The sequence below is a fragment of the Microvirga splendida genome (genome assembly GCF_016427565.1).
Lineage (GTDB): Bacteria > Pseudomonadota > Alphaproteobacteria > Rhizobiales > Beijerinckiaceae > Microvirga > Microvirga splendida.
In genome coordinates this window covers 62,543-84,798 of record NZ_JAELXT010000019.1, presented here as the reverse complement: position 1 = coordinate 84,798, position 22,256 = coordinate 62,543, and the positions used below count along the sequence as shown (strand labels likewise).

General features: G+C 64.5%; 20 protein-coding genes. 17 read left to right on the top strand and 3 right to left on the bottom strand.

Annotated elements, in window-relative coordinates; genetic code table 11:
• Nucleotides 1-162: 162 nt before the first annotated feature.
• From purC to JAO75_RS16790, 8 genes are all read left to right on the top strand, one after another.
• A complete protein-coding gene (purC, locus tag JAO75_RS16825; RefSeq protein ID WP_199050292.1) occupies nt 163-972 on the top strand; it encodes a phosphoribosylaminoimidazolesuccinocarboxamide synthase in 810 nt (269 codons plus the stop codon).
• Nucleotides 973-1,821: 849 nt separating this feature from the next.
• On the top strand, nt 1,822-2,361 hold the full coding sequence (locus JAO75_RS16820) for a hypothetical protein (RefSeq protein WP_199050291.1): 540 nt from the start codon (nt 1,822-1,824) through the stop codon (nt 2,359-2,361).
• Between the two features lie 130 nt (nt 2,362-2,491).
• Nucleotides 2,492-2,731, top strand: a complete 240-nt coding sequence (purS, locus tag JAO75_RS16815; protein ID WP_199050290.1) for a phosphoribosylformylglycinamidine synthase subunit PurS — start codon at nt 2,492-2,494, stop codon at nt 2,729-2,731.
• A 10-nt stretch (nt 2,732-2,741) separates the two neighbouring features.
• Nucleotides 2,742-3,440: a phosphoribosylformylglycinamidine synthase subunit PurQ gene (gene purQ / locus JAO75_RS16810; RefSeq protein ID WP_199050289.1), complete on the top strand. Its 699-nt coding sequence runs from the start codon at nt 2,742-2,744 to the stop codon at nt 3,438-3,440.
• Nucleotides 3,441-3,638: 198 nt separating this feature from the next.
• Nucleotides 3,639-5,849, top strand: coding sequence for a phosphoribosylformylglycinamidine synthase subunit PurL (purL, locus tag JAO75_RS16805; protein ID WP_199050288.1), 2,211 nt, complete (start codon nt 3,639-3,641; stop codon nt 5,847-5,849).
• A gap of 26 nt (nt 5,850-5,875) precedes the next feature.
• A complete protein-coding gene (locus JAO75_RS16800) occupies nt 5,876-6,112 on the top strand; it encodes a BolA family protein (RefSeq protein WP_199050287.1) in 237 nt (78 codons plus the stop codon).
• A 42-nt stretch (nt 6,113-6,154) separates the two neighbouring features.
• A complete protein-coding gene (gene grxD, locus JAO75_RS16795) occupies nt 6,155-6,490 on the top strand; it encodes a Grx4 family monothiol glutaredoxin (protein WP_199050286.1) in 336 nt (111 codons plus the stop codon).
• Between the two features lie 197 nt (nt 6,491-6,687).
• The gene (locus tag JAO75_RS16790; protein WP_199050285.1) at nt 6,688-7,002 is read left to right on the top strand and encodes a hypothetical protein; all 315 of its coding nucleotides are present in this window, start codon (nt 6,688-6,690) and stop codon (nt 7,000-7,002) included.
• Here JAO75_RS16790 and tlpA read toward each other — a convergent pair.
• Nucleotides 6,999-7,646 carry a thiol:disulfide interchange protein TlpA gene (gene tlpA / locus JAO75_RS16785; protein WP_199050284.1) on the bottom strand — a complete coding sequence of 216 codons (648 nt, stop codon included), beginning with the start codon at nt 7,644-7,646 and terminating at the stop codon, nt 6,999-7,001. The two genes, JAO75_RS16790 and tlpA, sit on opposite strands and share 4 nt — an antisense overlap.
• A gap of 169 nt (nt 7,647-7,815) precedes the next feature.
• Between tlpA and lptM the strand changes: the two genes are divergently transcribed.
• A complete protein-coding gene (lptM, locus tag JAO75_RS16780) occupies nt 7,816-8,058 on the top strand; it encodes an LPS translocon maturation chaperone LptM (RefSeq protein WP_199050283.1) in 243 nt (80 codons plus the stop codon).
• A gap of 9 nt (nt 8,059-8,067) precedes the next feature.
• Nucleotides 8,068-9,336, top strand: a complete 1,269-nt coding sequence (gene lysA / locus JAO75_RS16775) for a diaminopimelate decarboxylase (protein WP_199050282.1) — start codon at nt 8,068-8,070, stop codon at nt 9,334-9,336.
• A 77-nt stretch (nt 9,337-9,413) separates the two neighbouring features.
• On the opposite strand, the gene JAO75_RS16770 is transcribed toward lysA, so the two are convergent.
• Nucleotides 9,414-12,728, bottom strand: coding sequence for a cadherin repeat domain-containing protein (locus JAO75_RS16770; RefSeq protein ID WP_199050281.1), 3,315 nt, complete (start codon nt 12,726-12,728; stop codon nt 9,414-9,416).
• Between the two features lie 388 nt (nt 12,729-13,116).
• A complete protein-coding gene (locus tag JAO75_RS16765) occupies nt 13,117-15,096 on the bottom strand; it encodes a calcium-binding protein (protein WP_199050280.1) in 1,980 nt (659 codons plus the stop codon).
• A gap of 256 nt (nt 15,097-15,352) precedes the next feature.
• Between JAO75_RS16765 and JAO75_RS16760 the strand changes: the two genes are divergently transcribed.
• The 7 genes from JAO75_RS16760 (at nt 15,353) to JAO75_RS16730 (ending at nt 22,236) form a co-directional block, all read left to right on the top strand.
• The gene (locus JAO75_RS16760; RefSeq protein ID WP_199050279.1) at nt 15,353-17,944 is read left to right on the top strand and encodes a TIGR02302 family protein; all 2,592 of its coding nucleotides are present in this window, start codon (nt 15,353-15,355) and stop codon (nt 17,942-17,944) included.
• 75 nt (nt 17,945-18,019) lie between these two features.
• Nucleotides 18,020-18,211 carry a twin transmembrane helix small protein gene (locus JAO75_RS16755; RefSeq protein WP_199050278.1) on the top strand — a complete coding sequence of 64 codons (192 nt, stop codon included), beginning with the start codon at nt 18,020-18,022 and terminating at the stop codon, nt 18,209-18,211.
• A 103-nt stretch (nt 18,212-18,314) separates the two neighbouring features.
• Nucleotides 18,315-18,911: an acyloxyacyl hydrolase gene (locus JAO75_RS16750; protein WP_199050277.1), complete on the top strand. Its 597-nt coding sequence runs from the start codon at nt 18,315-18,317 to the stop codon at nt 18,909-18,911.
• 87 nt (nt 18,912-18,998) lie between these two features.
• Entirely contained in the window at nt 18,999-19,574 is a 576-nt protein-coding gene (locus JAO75_RS16745) for a cob(I)yrinic acid a,c-diamide adenosyltransferase (protein ID WP_199050276.1), read from the top strand.
• A gap of 11 nt (nt 19,575-19,585) precedes the next feature.
• Nucleotides 19,586-20,293, top strand: a complete 708-nt coding sequence (locus JAO75_RS16740; RefSeq protein ID WP_199050275.1) for a rhomboid family intramembrane serine protease — start codon at nt 19,586-19,588, stop codon at nt 20,291-20,293.
• Between the two features lie 237 nt (nt 20,294-20,530).
• Complete coding sequence (locus JAO75_RS16735) at nt 20,531-21,280, top strand: electron transfer flavoprotein subunit beta/FixA family protein (RefSeq protein ID WP_199050274.1); 750 nt, start codon at nt 20,531-20,533, stop codon at nt 21,278-21,280.
• 14 nt (nt 21,281-21,294) lie between these two features.
• Nucleotides 21,295-22,236 (top strand): electron transfer flavoprotein subunit alpha/FixB family protein, encoded by a 942-nt coding sequence (locus tag JAO75_RS16730; RefSeq protein WP_199050273.1) that lies wholly within the window; start codon nt 21,295-21,297, stop codon nt 22,234-22,236.
• Nucleotides 22,237-22,256 lie beyond the last annotated feature (20 nt).

The following is a 22,256-nucleotide window of genomic DNA, read 5'->3' as shown; positions in this document are numbered from 1 at the left end:
TAAGATCGGTGCTTTGAACGGGCTGCAGCCCTGCTGCACTCTCCCCGCGTTGTGCTTGCCCGAGGGATCGGATAGGTTGCCCCAGGAGCGGAGCGCCGGCGGAAAGCCGCGCCTTCGCCAGCCGCGGATCTACAAAATGACCACCCCCAGGAGCCACGGCACATGGATTTTCTCAAACCACGGTACACGCCTATGAATCGTCGCCGTCGCATCTATGAGGGCAAGGCGAAGGTCCTTTATGAGGGCCCGGAACCCGGCACGCTCATCCAGCACTTCAAGGATGACGCCACCGCCTTCAATGTCACCGCGAATGCCAAGAAGCATGAAGTGATCGACGGCAAGGGCGTGCTCAACAACCGGATCTCGGAATACCTCTTCCAGCATCTGAACGACATCGGCATCCCGACCCACTTCATCCGCCGCCTCAACATGCGCGAGCAGCTGATTCGCGAGGTGGAGATCATTCCGCTGCAGGTGGTCGTGCGCAACGTCGCGGCGGGTTCACTCGCCACCCGGCTCGGCATCGAGGAGGGCACGCAGCTTCCCCGCTCGATCATCGAATTCTATTACAAGAACGATGCTCTCAACGACCCCATGGTCTCTGAGGAGCACATCACGGCCTTCGGCTGGGCCTCGCCCCAGGAGATCGACGACATCATGGCGCTGGCCATCCGGGTCAACGACTTCCTGTCCGGCCTCTTCCTCGGCGTCGGCATCCGCCTCGTCGACTTCAAGCTGGAGACGGGCCGTCTGTGGGAGGGCGAGATGATGCGCATCGTCGTGGCCGACGAGATCTCCCCAGATTCCTGCCGCCTCTGGGACATCAAGTCCAAGGACAAGCTCGACAAGGACCGGTTCCGCCGGGACATGGGCGGGCTGGTGGAGGCCTATTCGGAAGTGGCCCGCCGCCTCGGCATCCTGGCCGAGAACGAGAACCCGGTCACGGGCGGCCCGCGCCTCGTGCAGGGATAAGCCTTCTGTCTGCTCAGTAAAGCAAAGCCCGGCCGTCGCGCCGGGCTTTTTGTTTGCCCCGTCCAACGCGCGATCTGCTGTTCCTGCGAATGTGGCGCCTGAACCTCATGGGTGTCATCCCGCGCAGGGGGATCCAGAACCATGACGTTCCAAGTTGGGGCGATCAGCGTCGCGCTTCCTTCTGCACCGTTAGCGGTTATGGATCCCGGGCTCGGCTGAAGCCGCCCTGGGATGACGGTGCCAAGGCTGGTTTGCGCGATCCCGGATCTCCGCTGCGCTTCGTCCGGGATGACTTCTCTGTCAAAGAGCCAGCACCTGTGGGCCCGCAGCGGGTGCTGCGAGCCTGAAGGTCAGTCGAGGGTGGCGCATCGGGCAGCCCGGCTCGCTATGTGATGGTGAATGGAAGAGCCAAGCTGCTCGTCACGCGCGGTTTGTTTCAGCGGACCTGGTCAGAGCCAGGATCGGCCACCCGCGATCACAGGTGTGCGAGACCTGCGGCGGGACCGCTCCCCACCCCACCTCTGCGACGCCTCGCGAGCGCGCCCCTCGAAGGGCGGGAATGCACAACGATATAGCCGAGCTTGGCACACCTGTCAAGAACAAAATGAGAACATTAGCCATGGTGTTCCCTCTCCCCTTCAGCGGGAGAGGGTGGTCCGAAGGACCGGGAGAGGGGCCGCGTTCGAATGAGGACTTCCCCTCTCCCGCAGAGGGGAGAGGGTTCCTGCGCCCTATCCTGCACCCGATCCCGGATCGCCGCTGCGCTGCGTCCGGGATGACGGCTGAGAACGGCACCGCCGGGGCTCGAAGCGCTTCCCCTCCCGGCCTGTTTCGCGCATAGATAGGGCCATGCTCCTGCGCCTGTTGCGTTCCTTCTTTCCGGTCCTGACCATCGCCCTCGCGGTCGCCAGTTGCGGCTACATTCCCCGGCAGGTGGCAGGCCTCGCGGTCGATTCGTCCTGGGATGCCCTCCCCTTGCGCAAATGGCTGGCCGAGGACCGGTCGGAGCCGGTCGCGCTGGCCTTCTGCGCCCCGCCTGAATGCAGCCCTGGCCTTGCCGTCAGCGTCGTGCGCCTGACGGGAAAGGACGCGGATATCACGGAAGCCGTCCTGAAGGACCCGGAACGCCTGGCCCGCGCCCTGCGCTCGCCGGCGGGCCGGAACAAGCCGGTCAGGACCCACATCACGGTCGAGCGCCTGACGGACGGCCGCTACCCGGGCTTTGCCATCGATCTCGCCCCGGCCGACGGCAGCAAGCGCCCGGCCTACGGCGCGGCTATCGGCCGGCGCGAGGGCGAGGGCCTGTCCGTCGTGCTGGTGATCGGCGAAGTCCAGGATGCCGTGCGTGAAACGGCCAAGCAGGTCGCTGCCCGCGAACTGGGCTCCTGAGGTTTTTGCTTGTCGCACGATCTTGCGGTGAACCGGCCCCCACTTCACCGGATCGTGCTCCTAGGCCGTTGTTTCTTGAAGCCTTTGCCTTTATGGCGTGGGGCACATCTTGAAACAGCCCGAGGCCTCCATGAAAGCGCGTGTGACCGTGACCCTCAAGAACGGCGTTCTCGACCCCCAAGGCAAGGCCATCGAAGGCGCGCTCAAGTCCCTCGGCGTCGAGGGAATCGATGGCGTGCGCCAGGGCAAAGTCTTCGACATCGAGCTCGGAACCGCCGACAAGGTTCAGGCCGAAGCCCAGCTCAAGGCCGCCTGCGAGAAGCTCTTGGCGAACACCGTCATCGAGAATTATCGCGTCGAGATCGCGTGAGGCGAAAAGCATGAAATCCGCCGTCATCGTCTTCCCCGGCTCCAATCGCGAAGGCGATATGGTCCGGGCTCTTACATTGGCCGGCTCCGACGCCCAGAAGGTCTGGCACGCCGAAACCGACCTGCCGAAGGGCACTGATCTCGTGGTGCTTCCCGGAGGCTTCTCCTACGGCGATTACCTGCGCTGCGGAGCGATTGCCGGACGCGCCACCGTGATGGATGCGGTGCGGGCGCATGCTGCCCGCGGCGGCCTCGTGCTCGGTGTCTGCAACGGGTTCCAGATCCTGTGCGAAGCAGGGCTTCTTCCCGGCATCCTGATGCGCAACGCGAACCTGAAGTTCATCTGCCACCGCCAGTTCCTGCGGGTCGAGCGCAACGACACCGCCTTCACCAAGGCCTATGTCAAGGGTCAGGCGATCGATGTCTGCGTGGCCCATGGCGAGGGCAACTACACGGCGGACGAAGAGACCCTGAAGCGGCTCGAGGGCGAGGGCCTGGTGGCCTTCCGCTATGCGGACGCGCAGGGCCACGTCACCCAGGACGCCAACCGCAACGGCTCGATGAATTCCATCGCAGGCATCTATTCGACCAAGCTCAACGTGCTCGGCATGATGCCCCATCCGGAGAACCTGGTTGAGAATCTCGTGGGCGGCACCGACGGGCGCGGCCTGTTCGAGAGCCTCGTGTCGAGTTTTTCGAAAGCGGCTTGATACCAAGAGCGGGGACGAGACGCCCCAGCAGCCCTCATCCTGAGGAGCGAAGCGTCTCGAAGGACGAGGGCGTCTCCAGCGCTCTTCGGACCCGGTGTCCTCGTCCTTCGAGACGGGCCTTGCAGGCCCTCCTCAGGATGAGGACACCTGATTGTTCCATTCTCTCCCTCCCGGGAGAATGAAAGAAGCGAGACCCCGATGATCCGCAACGACGTCGCCATCACCCCGGAGCTGGTCAAGGAGCACGGGCTGAAACCCGATGAGTACGAGCGCTTCGTGAACCTGATCGGCCGCGAGCCGACCATCACCGAGCTCGGCATCGTGTCGGCCATGTGGAACGAGCACTGCTCGTATAAATCCTCGCGCATCCACCTGCGCGGCCTGCCCACCAAGGCCCCCTGGGTGATCCAGGGTCCGGGCGAGAACGCGGGCGTGATCGATATCGGCGACGGGCTCGCCTGCATCTTCAAGATGGAGAGCCACAACCACCCGTCCTTCATCGAGCCCTATCAGGGCGCGGCGACGGGCGTGGGCGGCATCCTGCGCGATGTGTTCACCATGGGGGCGCGGCCCATCGCGGCGCTGAACTTCCTGCGCTTCGGCGAGCCGGATCACCCGAAGACCCCGCACCTCGTCTCGGGCGTGGTGGCGGGCATCGGCGGCTACGGCAATTCCTTCGGCGTGCCGACCGTGGGCGGCTCAGTCGGCTTCGACAAGCGCTACAACGGCAACATCCTGGTCAACGCCATGGCGGTGGGCCTCGCCCGCACGGACGAGATCTGGTACGCGAAGGCCACCGGCGTCGGGAACCCGATCGTCTATCTCGGCTCCAAGACCGGCCGCGACGGCATTCACGGCGCCACCATGGCGTCGGCCGAGTTCGACGACGCGTCCGAGGAGAAGCGCCCGACCGTGCAGGTGGGCGACCCCTTCGCCGAGAAGCTGCTGCTGGAAGCCTGCCTCGAGCTCATGAAGTCGGGCGCCGTCATCGCCATTCAGGACATGGGCGCGGCCGGGCTGACCAGCTCCGCGGTCGAGATGGGCGCGAAGGGCAATCTCGGCATCGAGCTCGATCTCGACAAGGTGCCCTGCCGCGAGGAGGGCATGACCGCCTACGAGATGATGCTGTCGGAAAGCCAGGAGCGCATGCTCATGGTGCTCAAGCCCGGCATGGAGCAGGAAGCCGAGGCTATCTTCCACAAGTGGGGCCTTGACTTCGCGGTGATCGGCAAGACCACCGACACGCTGCGCTTCGTCATCAAGCACGGGGGCGAGGTGAAGGCAGACCTGCCGATCAAGGAACTCGGCGACGAGGCTCCCCTCTATGACCGCCCCTGGGTGGAGAGCCCGAAGCTGCCGGTGATTGCGCCCGACAACGTGAAGGCGCCGATGTCCGAGGCCGAGGCGCTGCTCAAGCTCGTCGGCTCGCCGGACCAGTGTTCCAAGCGCTGGGTGTGGGAGCAGTACGACCACCTGATCCTCGGCAACACGGTGCAGACGCCCGGCGGCGACGCGGCCATCGTGCGCGTCGAGGACGGGCCGAAGGGCCTGGCGCTCACCACCGACGTGACGCCGCGCTATTGCGAGGCCGACCCGTTCGAGGGCGGCAAGCAGGCGGTGGCCGAAGCCTGGCGCAACATCACGGCCGTGGGCGGCCTGCCGCTGGCCATCACCGACAACCTCAATTTCGCCAGCCCCGAGCGGCCTGAATCCATGGGCCAGTTCGTCGGCTGCGTGAAGGGCATCGGGGAGGCCTGCAAGGCGCTCGATTTCCCGGTCGTGTCCGGCAACGTCTCGCTCTACAACGAGACCAACGGCCAGGGCATCCTGCCGACCCCTGCCATCGGCGGCGTCGGCCTCCTCGACGACGTGACGGTGCACGCCTCCCTGGCATTCCGGCGCGAGGGCGAGGCGATCATCCTCATCGGCGCCAGCCAAGGCTGGCTCGGCCAGTCGATCTACCTGCGCGACGTCTGCGGCCGCGAGGAAGGCGCTCCGCCGCCGGTGGATTTGCTCCAAGAGAAGCGCAACGGCGATTTCGTGCGCCAGCTCATCCGCTCCGGTCAGGTGAAGACCGTGCACGACGTCTCGGACGGCGGCATCGCTTTGGCGCTGGCCGAAATGGCCATGGCGGGCGGTGTGGGCGCCGAGATCACGGCCTTCCCCGAGGGCCTGTCCCTCCATGCCTTCCTGTTCGGCGAGGACCAGGCCCGCTACCTCATCGCGGTCGACGAGGACGTGGCGGCCGACATCCTCTACGAGGCCGGCGCCATCGGCATTCCGGCAGTGACCCTGGGCCTCACGGGCGGCGACGCGTTGATTCTGCCGGGGCAACAGGCCATATCCGTGAAGCAACTGAAGGCGGCCCACGAAGCTTGGCTGCCGAACTACATGACCGGCAAAGCGTGACCGGAAGGTCCTGAGGAGTTTGATTCATGCCAATGAATGCCCATGAGATCGAAAGCATGATCAGGGCCGCCCTGCCGGATGCGGTCGTGGAGGTCAAGGATCTGGCGGGCGACGGCGACCACTACGCCGCCACGGTCACGTCTTCGGCCTTCAAGGGCAAGTCGCGGGTTCAGCAGCACCAGATGGTCTATGCGGCGCTGCAGGGCCATATGGGCGGCACCCTCCACGCCCTTGCATTGACGACGCTGGCACCCGACAATTGAGATAAGCCCGACGCCTTGACCGCCGGGACGAAGGAGACATCCATGGCCGACGCCAACCAGATCATCGACAACGAAGTGAAGTCCAACGACGTGGTGCTGTTCATGAAGGGCACGCCGCAATTCCCCATGTGCGGCTTCTCGAGCCAGGTGGTCCAGATCCTCAACTACCTCGGCGTGCCCTACAAGGGCGTCAACGTGCTCGAGGACGAGACCGTCCGCCAGGGCATCAAGGACTATTCCAACTGGCCGACCATTCCCCAGCTCTACGTGAAGGGCGAGTTCGTCGGCGGCTGCGACATCACCCGCGAGATGTTCCAGGCCGGCGAGCTGCAGCAGCTCTTCGCCGACAAGGGCATTCAGGTTCAGCAGAGCGCCTGACCGGCGCGAACTGCCAGATCCATCGAGGCGGGGCCGATGCCCCGCCTTTTTCTTTTTCGGCATGCCCCTCCAAAGCGGGGGGCGTCTTATGTCGCATTCCGCCCAAGGCCCCGTTTCCGGCACAATAGTCGTTCTGACTGAATCGAAGCCGCTGCGCACAACAAACAGAATGCATCGGCTCGCATTGGGGGCTTTTCATGCTGGAACCGGAGACGAACGTCGTCGCCTTCAAGCCGCGCGCGGCCGTAGCGCATCATCCCAGGAGCCTGATGGAGCGGGTCTATGCCTCCGGCTCCCTCTCGCTGCGGGCCGACGACCGCGCCACCAAGGCAGCGGCCGTGATGCTGCAGGCCTTGGGCCTCCTGCTGATCGAAGAGATCATGGCCGACGGGACCCCGCGCCGGCTCCAGCGCGGCGAGGCCAAGGGCGCCATGGACCGGCCCTGGCGGCTCTTGAAGCCGGCCTTCTCGGGCATGCCGGGCGTTCCCGACGGCGGGGGCCTCCCGGCTTAAGACCGGTTCAGCGCCGCCTTCATGAACGCGATGCCATCCGGCGAGGCCCACTCGGCCGGCCCTTTCAGCAGGGCGATCTCGCAGCCCGACGCATCGACCACGAAGGTGGTCGGCAGGCCGACCACATGGCCCGACTTCTGCAGGACCTGCAGGAGCTTGCCCTCGGGATCGGCGAAATAGGCAAGGTTCGCGATGCCGTTTTCCTTGAGCCAGGCCTTCGGCTTCTCGCGGTTGCGGGTGTCCACGTTGATGGCCACCACCTGGAAATCGGGCCCGCCCAGCTCCGCCTGAAGCTTGTCGAGGGCCGGCATCTCCTCCCGGCACGGCACGCACCAGGTCGCCCAGAGATTGACCAGGATCGCCTTGCCCTTGAAGTCGGCAAGGCTCATCGGCTGCCCCTCCGGCCCCGTGAAGGCGATGACCGGCGGCGGCTTGGGGGCGCTGCTCACCCCGACGGCCGCTACCTCGCCCTTGGCGAGCGGCTTCAGCCGCTCGGTCGTTTCCTTGGAGGCCCGGCACTCGGCCACGCCGGCGGCCTGGGGATCGCGGGGCGCCAGGCCGTACCAGGCGGCGCCGGCGCCAGTGAGGAGAAGAGCCGCCAGGCCCACAAGCCAGGTTTTTCGGGGTTTCGCTGCGTTCGACATCGCCCGTGATGTGGCGCTTTTCGGTGCCGGCCTCAAGTCCTGAATGGCGAAACGGCTCCGGTTGGCAGGTCACAATCCTGTGGCGGCCTAGCCTGTCGTCTTCCACACCTTGCCCCTCGCATCTGAAATCAGTTCTCGCTATGGTGCGGCCACGTTTCGGAGCCTCCTGATGTCGTCCAGCCTGTCCCTTTCCCGCGCGGTCCTGGTTGCGGGCCTTGTTGTTTTAAGTCTTTCGGCCTGCGGCCGCCGTGGCGCGCTCGAGCCGCCGCCGAGCGCCACGGCGCCCGTGGCGCAGCCGGCGAGCACGGTCAGCGACTCGACCCTGCCCTCCCCGGTCGGGACGCCCCGCTCCTCACCGCGCCAGGGCTACACGATCCCGAACAAACCCTTCATTCTCGATCCGCTGCTTTAGGCCTTTTCAATGCACCATTTCGCCTATCGTGACGGCGTCCTCCATGCGGAGGGCGTCGATCTGCGCCGCCTCGCCGACGAGGTTGGCACCCCGTTCTACTGCTATTCGAGCGCGACCCTGGAGCGGCACTACCGGGTCTTCGCCGAGGCCTTCGCCGACACGGATGCGCTGGTCTGCTACGCCATGAAGGCGAATTCCAACCAGGCCGTGCTCAAGACCTTGGGACGCCTGGGCGCCGGCATGGACATCGTCTCCGAGGGCGAGCTGCGCCGGGCGCTCGCCGCCGGCGTGCCGGGCGAACGCATCGTGTTCTCCGGCGTCGGCAAGACGAGGCCCGAGATGGCCTTTGCGCTCGACAGCGGCATCCTGTGCTTCAACGTGGAATCGGAGCCCGAACTCGCGGCGATCTCCGAAGTCGCCGTATCCAAGGGCATGCGCGCGCCGGTCTCGATCCGCATCAATCCGGACGTGGACGCCAAGACCCATGCGAAGATCTCGACCGGCAAGTCCGAGAACAAGTTCGGCATCCCGATTGCCCGCGCCCGCGAGGTCTATGCGCGTGCGGCGTCCCTGAAGGGCATCGCGGTCACCGGCGTCGACATGCATATCGGCAGCCAGATCACGGATCTCGCGCCCTACGACAACGCCACGGCGCTGCTGGCCGAGCTCGCCCGCGATCTCATGGCAGACGGCCACAAGCTGCACCACATCGATCTCGGCGGCGGCCTCGGGGTGCCCTACCGCGAGGACAACGAGCCGCCGCCCGATCCGCAGGCCTATGCCGCGATCATCAAGCGCCACACGAAGGACCTCGGCCTCAAGCTGGTGTTCGAGATGGGCCGCCTGATCGCCGGCAATGCGGGCGTGCTCGTCGCCCGGGTGATCTACGTGAAGGAAGGAGCGGACAAGCCCTTCGTGATCGTCGATGCGGCCATGAACGACCTCATCCGCCCGACCCTCTACGAGGCCCATCACGACATCAAGCCGGTGGCGGAAGCCTCTGCGAACACGCCGCGCATCGTCGCCGACGTGGTCGGCCCGGTCTGCGAGACCGGCGATTATCTCGCGCTCTCCCGCGACATGCCCCAGGTGAAAGCCGGCGACCTCATCGCCATCATGACGGCCGGCGCCTACGGGGCCGTTCAGGCCAACACCTACAACACCCGTCTGCTCGTGCCCGAGGTGCTGGTGCGCGGCGACGACCATGCGGTGGTGCGCCCCCGCCCCACCTATGACGACCTGATCGGCCTCGACCGCGTTCCCGGCTGGCTGGGCTGACGGTATCGGCCCTTCACCGAAACAAAAAATCCCGGCGCTGTTCACGCCGGGATTTTTTTGTCGGTCGCGGTCTCCGCTCAGATCACGAAGAAGTCCTTCTCGGTGAGCGAGAGTCCCTTCTTGAGGGTGGCGAACTTCACCTGCGCCGAGCGGCCCGTGCCGTCCGCATCGTAGTACAACGCGCCGGACTTCTTGTCGTAGATGATCCGGTCGGAGGCATCGTGCGCCTCCTTGCCTTTCCAGAACATCGCCTTCGCGAGCTTGCCGGGCTTCGTCTCCGAGCCCTTGCCGATCTTGGTGAACACCGCATTGTCGAGCCAGATCGAGTCGTCCTTGACCTTGAAGTCGAGGATCTTGTCGACATTGGTCTTCTTGTTCGTCCTGGTGTCGAAGGCGAAGACGTCCCGGCCCTTGCCGCCCTTGAGCACATCGTTGCCGAGGCCGCCCCAGAGCCCGTCATTGCCGAGGCCGCCGCCCAGGTTGTCCCGCCCGGCACCGCCCTTGATCACGTCGCTGGAAGCGCTGCCGCCTGTCGTCTCCTTGCCGACGTCGTTCACAGCAATCGTCACGACGCGGTCATTGGAGAGCCCGCCGGCAGAAGCCCGGATGGTGAAGGTGTAGGCTTTCGTCTGCTCGTAATCGAGGGCGATGCCCTTCGTCACCCGAAGCTCGTTGCCAACGATCTCGAAGGGCGCATCGCCTGCGCCCACGAGCGAGTACGTGACGGCCTGGCCGTTGCTGTCCTGCGCGGCGAGCGTGCCGATTGGTGTCCCGTCTTTCGCCAACTCGTCGACGCTGTTGTTCGACAGCGTCGGCTGCGACGGCGGTCGGTCGGCGATCACGGCATTGACTCTGACCTGCGTGCTTATCCCCGGGCCTTCATCCCTGACCGTGACCGTAAAGGTGGTTTCCTCGCCTTGGCCGACCGGCCCGTTCCGGTCTCTCGGGTCGAACTGAAGGGTCTTCAGAACCTGCGTGACATAAGGTGCCGAGCCTTCGATCGTATAGATACCGGTGTCAGGATCGTAGCTGACGCCGGCCTGCGGAATGAGCCTTCCCTTCTCCTTGTCGAAGGATACCGTGACGGTGAGACGATCACCGTCGGGGTCGTGCAGGACCATGCTGGCGAAGGGCGAGATCAGTCCGGTGTCGGCAACCTGCACCACACCCGTCGGCGTCCCGTCGACCGTGGGCGCCTTGTTCTCGAGACCTCCGGTCGGAAGCGCGATGTCCACCTGCACGTCATGGGTGCTTTGCGCGCCGCCCGCATCCGTGAGCGTCACCGCGATGTTGCGCTGCTTGACGACGAAGCTGCCCGATGCGGTGTTCACGTAGGCCAGGGCGCGCACGATGCTTGAGACCATGGCCTCCGTGGCATCGGCGGAGAAGGCGATCAGGAGCCCGGCTGCGCCCGATCCATCGCGTTGCAGCGTGCCGGCAAGCGTTCCGTTCACGGAAACCTGGTTTCCGGCGATCGTCACGCCATCCTGCTCGATGAGCATGAGACGGTCCTCGCCGGCCACCCGGTTCGTGATTTGGACCTCAAGCGACCGGAAGCGGTCCAGATCGTCCGTGACGCCGGCAGCGGCACCAGTGTCAAGCAGGGTCATTCCGCCGACCAGGGCCCTGCTCTGGTCGCCGTTGAAGCCCGCGACCTGCGGCAGGGCATTGGTGTGCTGGCCGTTGCTGTCAATGATGACGTCTACCCCCTGGCTGAAGAGCTGGATCAGCTCGTCTGTGGTGAGACTCCGAGTGTCTACGATCCGGACCGTGTCGCCGGAGCTCGCGCTGCCGTCGATGAGGAGGGCGGTGGCGACGCTGTCGACCGTCACTTTGTAGTTGACGTAATCCGACAGGAGGATCTTCTCGATGCCGGTGATCGTCTTGTTCCGCAGGCTGTAATTGTCGCCGGTGAAAAGCTCCAGGACGTCGTTGTTTCCGGCGCCGCCATCGATTGTTGCGAATTGCACGATCCGGTGAGCATCCGTCATGATGCGGTCGTCGCCGACCGTTCCGACCAGGGCCTCAAAGCGGAGGAGCTCGGTCGGCAACGTCAGGTCGATGGTTCCCGTCCAGGTCATCTGGAGGGTATCGACGTCGTCATCGCCGCCTCCATCGAGGATGTCGCCCAGCGACAGGCCGTTTTGCTCGACGTTCAAAGTATCGTCGTCGACGGTGCCGGTCGCATATTCCGCGACATCCGTCACTGCCTCCACGGCGACCGGGGTGAAGATCCGCTGGGCGATGCCGCTCCCAGGAAACTCATCCTGATCCAGGTTCTGCCAGACGACCACCCAGCGCCCGTCCGAGAGCGCGACGACCTGCGGACGCGAGTTCGACTGGCTGCCGAGCCAAGCGGGCACGACCGCATCGGGACCGGACGTGTTGCCGTCGGAATCATAGCGGCGCTGGTAAACGTCTGCGCCGGATTGCCAGGTGATCACCCAGCTCCCGTCGGTATTCACGGCGATATGCGGATCCTTCTGGGATCCCTCGGTCGTGGCATTGACGACTTGCGTCTCGCCCGGCGTACCGGCTGCATCGTAGCGCTTGAGGAAGATGTCGTTCGATCCGTCGGCGCCGAGGCCGTACCACACCACCAGCCATCCGCCGCCGGACAAAGCCGCCACCTGCGGCTGTGTCTGCATGCCCCGCGCGTTCGTGACCACCTCGACCGACGATGCGACTCCATTCGCATCGTAGCGGCGCATGTGGATGTTGGCCGTCGGATCGAACGCGTCCCCGTCGACCCAGGTGACCAGCCAGCCGCCATCCGCGAGGGTGACGACATCGGCGTAACGCTGCGACCCGTCCGTGACGGTATTCACCCGCTGATCGGCTGCATCGAGCAAGGGGTCTCCGCTTGCGCTGAAACGCTGCTGATAAACCCCGTATCTCGATCCGTCGCCGCTCTGCCAGGTAACGAGCCACTCGCCGTTGGCCAAGGCGGTCATCTCGATGTTTTCGGTTTCCTCCGCCGGGAAGCCCGGATTCACGACGGTTGGGGTGACCGACTGCGCCTCTCCCTGGGCATTGTAGCGCTGCTGATGGATCACGCCTGGCGCATCGGTGCCCTTGTCGATCCAGCTGACCACCCAGCCGCCGTCGGAGAGCCCTGTCACCGACGACCAGATCTGGCTGCCATCGGTGGCCGTGTTGACGAGCCGGTCGGCCGCGACGCCGCCGGAGGTGAACTGCGGCACTCCGTCGGCATCGTAGCGCTGCATATAGATGCCGGTCTCGCTCGCATCCTGCCCGGTCCAGGTGACCACCCAACCGCCATCAGTGCCGTCCGGGTTTCGAAGCCGGGCAATCGTCGGGTGGGTCTGACTGCCCTTCGTCAGAGTGTTGACTTTTTGCTCGTCGCCGCTGCGCAACACGGTAAAGGCCATAGTTCCCCCTGCTCAAATCAAAGCTCGTTGCCATTCTTGGAGCCCTGCCAGACGGTGCTATCGGGCAGTCACTCAGGCTACTTTAGGGAATTTATATAACGTATCAATAACAACTTTAGGAATATGTCCGCCCATTTCCGCGCTTGAAAGAGGCAAATGCAACAATAGAGCAGTTGGAAGTGAGCCGCGCTTTTCGAGCGCAGAATGGGCTTGGTCGGTTGCTCCGGCATCTCAAAAGGGAAGCGCCAAGTTCAGCCTCCAAGTTCAGCCTCTTGGAGACTTGCCACGTTGGGGGCTTGCCATGACCGTTGAGGAACCCGCCAATATGCAAAAGGAGAGCCGAACGGCTCTCCTTCATCGTCGATATAGGGGCGACGTTCTCTCTGCCTCAGATGACGAAGAAGTCCTTGTGGGTCATCGCAAGCTTCTTGGAGAGCGTGGCGATCTCCACGGCCGCCTTGGAACCGGATCCGTCGACATCGTAGAACAGCTTGCCGGTCTTCTTGTTGTAGACGATGTAGTCGTCCTTATCCTTGGCCTTATCGGTAACCTTGAAGAAGGACTTCTTCAGCTGGGCGGGAGCCGCCTCGGAACCCTTCTTGCCGAGCTTGGAGAAGATTTTGTTCTCCAGCCAGATGGAATCGTCCACCACCTTGAAGTCGACGATCTTGTCGAGATTGGTCTTCTTGTTCGGCTTGGAGTCGAACACGAACACATCTCGACCTAAGCCGCCGGTCAGAATGTCCTTGCCCGTGCTGCCATGGAGCCTGTCGTCTCCGGCATTGCCGGCAAGCCTGTCGTTGCCGGCCAGACCCTTGACGATGTCGCGTCCAGTCGTGCCGTTCAGGACGTCGGCCCTGGCGGTGCCGGTCAGGATGTCGATCTCATCGATGATGTCGAGCGCCAGGGTCTTGGTCATGGCGTTGATGCCATCCGATACGATCAGCGTGATGGCATGATGGGCAGGGTTCTCGTAGTCCAGGACCACGCCGGGACGGAGAGAGATGGTGTAGCCGCCAGATCCATTGTCGACGAGGCGGAAATACCGGGCGCTTTCGGCGGATAGGGCCACGTCCACCATCTCGTCGTCGTCATCCATCGGCGTGACCGTGCCGATGACGCCGCTGCTGATGCCTTCGCTGACGCGGACGACCGACAAAGCTGCCGGAGCCTTATCCCAGAATTCCAGCTGGAAGGTTTCCTCGAAGGGAGTGTTGAAGCCGTCAGACACCGTTACCGTGAAGCTTTGGTGGCTGCCGTCCTCCTGATCGTGCCTAAGGGTGACGCCGGCTTTGACGACGACATTGTAGCTCCCGTCCGCATTCCGCACGAGCTGGAACACCTGGGCGCTCTCGTTCGAGAGAGTGAAGGTGACCGGCTTGCCCTCGGGATCGTCGGCGACGAGCCTTCCGACGATTGAGCCGGCACCGGCGATCCGTTCGATCGGCGCGAACTCGAAGTTGGCCTCCGGCTCAAGATTCTCGATAATGTTGAGAGCGACCGTTTCCGACGTTGTGTTGCCGGCAGTGTCGGAAACCTCAACCACGACGCTCTGAAAGGCCGTCCTGGCTGAGCGCAGGATTTGCCCCTGCTTCACCACGACATTGTATGTGCCGTCATTGTTATTGATGAGATCGAACAACTGAGCACTGGTTTCGGACAGCCTATAGGTCAGTGTCTCCTGTTCTTCGTCTTGTGCGCTGATGACGGCGACGACAGTGCCCCCTGGAGACCCGTCGAGTACATCTCTCAAAATGTGATCAACCTCCGGAGCCTTGTTCACATACTCAACAGTGAGAGTAATTCTTTCCACATGGAACAGGCCGCCAGCATCTGTGACCTTGACGTAAACCGGATTGGAACCGACGTCGGCACTGCTGATTTCGTTTTTCACGACGATCTGATTGCCGGAGATGCCGAAAAGGTGATGATCGTACTCGACGCCGTTCTCGTCCACGATCATATAGGTCAGCAGGTCGCCCCTGTCGGGATCCTCTCCGGTCAGGAAGGCGACAGGTGCCCCTATGATGGCATTGTCCCCGATGGTGCCGCCGGTCACGAGGATGTCAGTGGGGGCCTCGTTCACATTGGCGACGTTGAGCACCACGGATGTGCCATCGACTGGCGTGTTCTGGCTCCCGGTGACCTGGATGTTGATCGGGAACTGCTGTTCAGGGCCCTCGAAGTCGAAGCCGCCGGCCTTCACGATCAGTAGGTTCCCTTCGATGGCGAAGCGCTCGTCATCCAGAGCGAACGTGAACGTCTCTCCCGGCCGAATGTCGTCACCGGTGACGCTCAAGGTGCCGATGAGGGTAAACGCAGGTGCATTTTCAAGAACTCTGTAGGAAGAAAGAACAAGCGTAGCCATGATAGCGCCCCAAGTCGGAAAATATGTTATGTTATGGCATCCGTTTAGCGCCAGAAGCTCCGTATGGTCAAGGAGTTTCGCCGCCCTGCGTGAAATCGCGCTCCGTTCCGAACTCCGGGGTCATGGCTGCGTTTCGGAGAAGGCTTGTCACCTCTTCTTGAAGCCCCGTGCCCATTTGACCGCTGGTTATCCGGGGTCGCCGTGCTAGCTTCCCTGCGGGGGCGTCTGCACATCCGGTGCAGCGGAGACTTGTTACATGAGCGAAGGCCCGAACCCGACGCCTGGGCAGAGCCGCCTGAACCAGCGGTTCGGCCGCCTTGTGACTCATGCGCGCTGGTCGCTCTGGTGGGAGGAGGCCTGGCCCCGGCTCTGGCTGCCGCTCGCCATCGTCCTTTTGTTCTTCACCCTGTCCTGGCTCGGTCTCTGGCTCGATCTGCCCGTCCTGTGGCGGACCATTGGCCTGGGCCTCTTCGCGGCGGCGTTCCTCCTGTCCCTCTGGCCCGTCTTGAGCCTGCGGATGCCGAGCCGGACGCGGGCGCTCGACCGCCTCGACCGGGAGACGGGCATCGCCACCGGCCCGGCCAGGGTCCTCGACGATTCCCTTGCCCTGGGCTCGGCCGATCCGGGAACCCGGGCCCTGTGGGCTCTCCATCGCAAGCGCGCGGAAGAGGCCGTCGGCCGCATGCGCGTGGGCCTGCCGCAGCCGGACATGCCCCGGCGCGACCGCTATGCCCTGAGGGCTGCGGGCGTGCTCGCCCTGGTGACAAGCGCCTTCGTGGCCGGCCCCGAAATCGGCTCACGCCTCGCCGCGGCCTTCGACTGGCGCGACGCCGAGGCGGCCAGCGCCTCCTTCCGTATCGACGGCTGGATCGACCCGCCCCTCTACACCCGCACCCCACCGCTCATGATCGACCTCGCCCGGGGGCAGAGCCTGCGGGCGCCGATCAACTCGACGGTGGTCGTCCGCATCGCCGGCGAAGGCAGCGCAGAGGTCAAGCCCGGCAAGGGCCTCACACCCCTGGCCCCCAAGGCCGGCCAGCGCACCGACATGCGCGAGGAGCGCTATACGCTCAAGGACTCGAGCGACCTCACCGTCAGCACGGGGTTCGCCAGCAGCGTCACCCTGACCATCGAGGCCATTCCCGACCGGGTCCCCGAGATCGCCTTCACCACGCCCCCGGAGGTGAATGCGCGGGGCACCTTCACCCTCTCGTACAAGGGCAAGGACGATTACGGCATCACGACCCTGGAAGGCGTGGTGGAGAAGGCCGACAACAGCCGGGGCCGCTCCCTCGTGCCGGCGCCCCAGCTCGCTCTGGCGCTGCCGAGCCATGAGGAGGATGCGCCGGACACCAAGTCCCCGGTCGACCTCACCAACCATGCCTGGGCCGGCGCGCCGGTGACGATCCAGCTCAAGGCCAAGGACGAGGCCGGCCAGGAGGCGTTGAGCGAGAAGATCACCTTCACCCTGCCGCAGCGCCCCTTTACGAATCCTCTTGCCAAGGCCCTGGTGGAGCAGCGGCGCAACCTGGTGCTCGCGCCCGACGATCGCAAGCGCGTGCAGGTGGCCCTCGACGCGCTGCTGATCGCGCCGGAAGAGTACACGCAGCAATGGGGCGTGTTCATGGGCCTGCGCACCGGAGCGGAGCGCCTGCGCGTCGCCAGGACGGACCAGGATCTGGTGGACGTGGCCGACTGGCTCTGGGCCATGGCGCTGCAGATCGAGGATGGCGGGCTCTCGGATGCGGAGCGGGAGCTGCGCGCGGCCCAGGACCGGCTCAAGGAGGCCATGGACCGGGGCGCGACGGACGAGGAGATCCGGCGCCTGACCGAGGAGCTGCGCCAGGCCATGGACAAGTTCCTGCGGGAATTCGCCCAGCGCATGCAGCAGAACCAGCAGCAGTCGCAGGATCAGAACCAGCGCTCTCCGGACCGGATGATCTCGCAGAACGACCTCAACCGCATGCTGCAGCAGATGGAGGAGGCCATGCGCCGCGGCGACGTGGCCGAGGCCCAACGCCTGCTCGAGCAGCTGCGCAACATCCTCGAGAACCTGCAGACCGCCCAGCCCAACAGCCGCATGACAGACCCGCTCGGCCGCGAGATGAACCAGGCCATGCAGGACCTGGAGGACATGGCGCGCGAGCAGCAGAACCTGCGCGACGAGACCTTCCGCAACGGCCAGAACCAGCGCATGCAGCAGGGCGACCGCAATGGTCAGCGCCAGCAGGGTCAGCGAGGCCAGCGTCAGCAAGGTCAACAGGGCCAGCAAGGCGAACAGGGTGAAGGCCAGGAGCAGGCCGAGGGCCAGGGAGGACAGGATCAGGATCCCTTAGGCCTCAAGCAGCGGCAGCAGGCCCTGAGGGAAAGACTGGAGGAGCTGCAGCGACGCATGCAGGGCATGGGCATGCAGGGCGAGCAGGGCCTCGGGGAGGCCGAGCAGGCCATGCGCGATGCCGAGGGCGCCCTCGGGGAGGGCCAAGACGGCCCTGCCGTCGATGCCCAGGGCCGGGCCCTGGAAAGCCTCCGGCGCGGCATGCAGGGCATGGCCCAGCAGATGCAGCAAATGCAGCAGGGCGAAGGTCAGGGGAACGAGCAGGCCGGAGACCAGCCGGGCCAAGGCAACCCGCAAGGCAACCAGCAGGCCGGCCAGAACAACAACGATCCACTGGGACGGCCGCTAAGGAACCGGGATTACTCCGACGGACGCGTCGAGGTGCCCAGTGCCGGTGCGTCACCGGCTCAGCGAGCGCAACGCATTCTGGAGGAATTGCGGCGCAAGCTGGGCGATCCGACGCGAGCCCAGGAAGAACTCGAATATTTCGAGCGGCTGCTGCGCAGAAACTGATATCAGGGTAAACGCACCTCTTGTCTCATCGACAGGTTCGGGCCACGGTCGCCCGAACCTTCTCATGGAATCACGATGTCCGGTTTTGTTGAATTGCTTGTGCCGACAGCGGTTGTCGCTGTCGCTTTCGTGCTGCTTCTCGGCCTTCTCAACATGCTGCGCGGCGGCAATGCCAATCGGTCGCAGCATCTCATGCGCATGCGTGTGCTGCTGCAGTTTCTCGCCATCATCGTCATCATGGGCGTTATCTGGTGGAGAGCCGCTTAGCTTCTCCGTATTGACACGTTTTCGCCACGGTTTGTATTAAGAGATCGTTAGCCATGACGGCGTAGCCTGTTGGCCTAAGTTTTATTGAGTTATGGATCTTTTAATGCGCACCAGCCCGGCCATAGGCCTGAGCCTTCTGGTCCTGTTCATGGGATCGGCAGGTGCTTTGGGCTCCGATTTCAAGCGACAGGCCGGCACTTCCCCTACGTCGTCTTCCTCGAGCATTCTCTCGGAATTCCGTTTCGGATTGTCCGCTCAGGATCCGTGGGGCCGCGAGGGACTCGATGGATCGGCCAACCTGACCGGCGAAATCCTGTTCGACAAGCCTTTCACCGCTTCGGACCTTTTCACCAGCTATTTCATTCCTCGGCCGCATCTCGGCGGCAGCCTGAATTTCGACGACAACACCAGCTTCGCCTATGCGGGCCTGTCCTGGACCATCGACGTCACCCCGAACATCTTCGTGGAAGGCAGCTTCGGCGGCGCCATCCACAACGGCAGCGATTCCTCGCATCCGCTCTCGGACCGTCAGACGGTGGGCTGCTCGCCCCTGTTCCGCGAGTCCGGATCGGTGGGCGTGCGGCTCTCCGCCAACTGGAGCGTGATGGCGACCATCGAGCACCTGTCCGATGGCGGAACCTGCTCGGACGAGAATAGAGGCTTGACGAATGTCGGCGCGCGGGTTGGGTATTCCTTCTAGAGCATCGGACCCAAAAGTGGGTTGCACTTTTGGGATGGATCTGATGCTTCATCTAGAATGAGCGAATCCTAACCTGTCAGGCCTTTCATGGTCGTTCTCAACCGCATCTACACCCGCACCGGCGACACGGGCACCACGGCGCTGGCCGCCGGCGGGCGCCGTCCCAAGCACGACCTGCGCATCGAAGCCTATGGCACGGTGGACGAGACCAATGCCTGCATCGGGCTGGTCCGCCTCCACACGGCCGGCCACGAGATCGACGCGATGCTGGGCCGCATCCAGAACGACCTGTTCGACCTAGGCGCCGACCTCGCGACGGTGGAGACGGGCAAGCCCCTGCCCTACGAGCCCCTGCGCATCACGCAAGCCCAGGTGGATCGTCTCGAGCAGGAGATCGATCGCTTGAACAGCGAGCTGTCGGTGCTGCGTTCCTTCGTGCTCCCGGGCGGCACGCCTGCCGCCGCGGCGCTCCACCTCGCCCGCACGATCTGCCGCCGCGCGGAGCGGCATGTGGTCGAGCTCACGGAGAAGCCCGACGAGAAGGTCTCCCCGGAGGCCGTGAAGTACCTGAACCGCCTGTCCGACTTTCTGTTTGTGGCCTCCCGTTACGTCAACGACAAGGGCGCGCTCGACGTGCTCTGGGTGCCGGGGCAGAACAGGTAGCAAACAGGGCCATGTTCCTCCCGCTTCACGACGGCGTCCCGCTCAAGAACATGAAGACGCCGCTTGCGACGCGGTTCCTGATGGGCCTGTGCATCGTCGCCTATCTCGTCACCTTCTATGCCCCGCCGGGTCCCGATGCCATGGTGGGGGGCCTCGGCTTCATCCCCTCGGTCCTGTTCGGCACGGAGGTGCTGCCCGAGGGCTATCCCTTCGTGCCGGTGGAGCTGACGCTGGCCACGAACATCTTCCTGCACGGGTCCCTGTTTCATCTCATCGGCAACATGCTGTTCCTGTGGGTGTTCGGCGACAACGTGGAGGATGCCATGGGGCACCTGCGCTTCGTCGTGTTCTTCCTGCTCTGCGGCACGGCCGCGAGCCTGGCCCATGCCTACATCACCCCGGAGCCGCACCGCCCCCTGATCGGGGCCTCCGGCGGCGTCTCGGGCGTGGTGGCGGCCTATCTCATCCTCTATCCTCGGGTGAAGATCTGGGGTCTCTTCCTGAAGGGCATTCCGCTGCACCTGCCGGCCTACTGGACCATCGGCTTCTGGTTCGTTCTCCAGTTCGCCTCGGCGTTCCTGGGCGGAGACGACAGCGTCGGCTGGTTCGCCCATCTTGGCGGCTTCCTCGTGGGCGCTATTCTCATTCCCCTCATGCGCCGTCGCTACGATCCCGTGCTCGCCCGCGTTCAGGCGCAGGAACTGCAAGCGCCGCGTTGACAATCGGATGCTGGCCGTCAGCGCATCGTGCGGACCCAGCGGGCCGCGCTAGCGAAAAGTGGTCCCGGTTTTCCGCTAAGACGATGCGCTTCTTAAAGGATTGAGCATCGGATGAGCCCCAAAAGTGGGTTCCACTTTTGGGTCCGATGCTCTACGGTCCATCCGCCTTTTTCCTATATGTCCGGAGGGCCGGGTTTCGGCCATATCCGGGGATCTGCCATTGGTGAGGACGGACGAATGAAGCTTCTTGTCTGTGTGAAGCGGGTTGTGGACTACAACGTGAAGATCCGGGTGAAGCCGGACGGCTCCGGCGTGGAACTCGCCAACATCAAGATGTCCATGAACCCCTTCGACGAGATCGCCGTCGAGGAAGCGGTTCGCCTGAAGGAACAGGGCAAGGCCACCGAGATCGTCGCCGTGTCCATCGGCCCGAGCCAAGCCGGCGAGACCATCCGCACCGCGCTCGCCATGGGCGCCGACCGGGGCATCCTGGTCAAGACCGATGCCGCCGTGGAGCCGCTCGCCGTCGCCAAGATCCTGGCCAAGGTGGTCGAGCAGGAAAAGCCCGACCTGATCATCATGGGCAAGCAGGCCATCGACGACGATTCCAACCAGACCGGCCAGATGCTGGCCGCCCTCCTGGGCTGGCCGCAGGGCACCTTCGCGTTCAAGGTCAATGTGGGCGAGGGCTCCATCGACGTGACCCGCGAGGTCGATGGCGGCCTGCAGACGGTGGGCCTCAAGCTCCCGGCCATCGTCACCACGGACCTGCGCCTCAACGAGCCGCGCTACGCGTCGCTTCCCAATATCATGAAGGCCAAGAAGAAGCCGCTCGACGAGACTTCGCCGGAGACGCTCGGCGTCGACGTGGCGCCGCGCCTGAAGGTGGTGAAGACCGCCGAGCCCGGCGGCCGCAAGGCCGGCGTGAAGGTCGGGTCCGTGGCCGAACTGGTCCAGAAGCTCAAAGTCGAAGCCGGCGTGCTCTGAGAGGATTGAAGACAATGACCACCCTGCTGTTTGCCGAGCACAACAACGCTCACCTGAAGGACGCCACCCACAAGGCGCTCTCCGCAGCCAAGGCGCTCGGCGCCCCCGTGCACGTTCTGGTCGCCGGCTCCAACGCCCGTGCCGCGGCTGAGGCCGCCGCGAAGCTGGAGGGCGTGGAGAAGGTGCTGCTGGCCGACGCCGCTGCTTACGAGCACCAGCTCGCCGAGCCGACGGCCGCGCTCATCGTGTCCTTGGCCTCCTCCTACGATGCCCTGGTGGCGCCCGCCACCAGCAAGGGCAAGAACGTGATGCCGCGCGTCGCCGCGCTCCTCGACGTGATGCAGGTCTCCGACATCACCAAGGTGGTGTCGCCAGACACCTTCGAGCGGCCGATTTATGCCGGCAACGCCATCCAGACCGTGCAGGCCACCGACGCCAAGAAGGTGATCACCGTGCGCACCGCCGCCTTCCCGGCGGCCGCGGAGGGCGGCTCCGCCGCGATCGAGACGGTGAACGCCGCCGACGATCCGGGCGTGTCGAGCTTCAAGGGCGAGGAGATCGCCAAGTCGGACCGGCCCGAGCTGACCTCGGCCAAGATCATCATCTCGGGCGGGCGCTCGCTCGGCTCCTCGGAGAACTTCACCACCTATATCGAGCCGATCGCCGACAAGCTCGGCGCCGCCATGGGCGCTTCGCGCGCAGCCGTCGATGCGGGCTACGCCCCCAACGACTGGCAGGTGGGCCAGACCGGCAAGGTGGTGGCGCCCGACCTCTACATTGCGGTGGGCATTTCAGGCGCCATTCAGCACCTGGCCGGCATGAAGGACTCCAAGGTGATCGTGGCGATCAACAAGGACGAGGAGGCCCCGATCTTCCAGGTGGCCGATTACGGCCTTGTGGGCGACCTCTTCACGATCCTGCCTGAACTCAAGGATGAGTTGACCAAAGGCGGGTAATAAGGTCAGGAATAGTGACG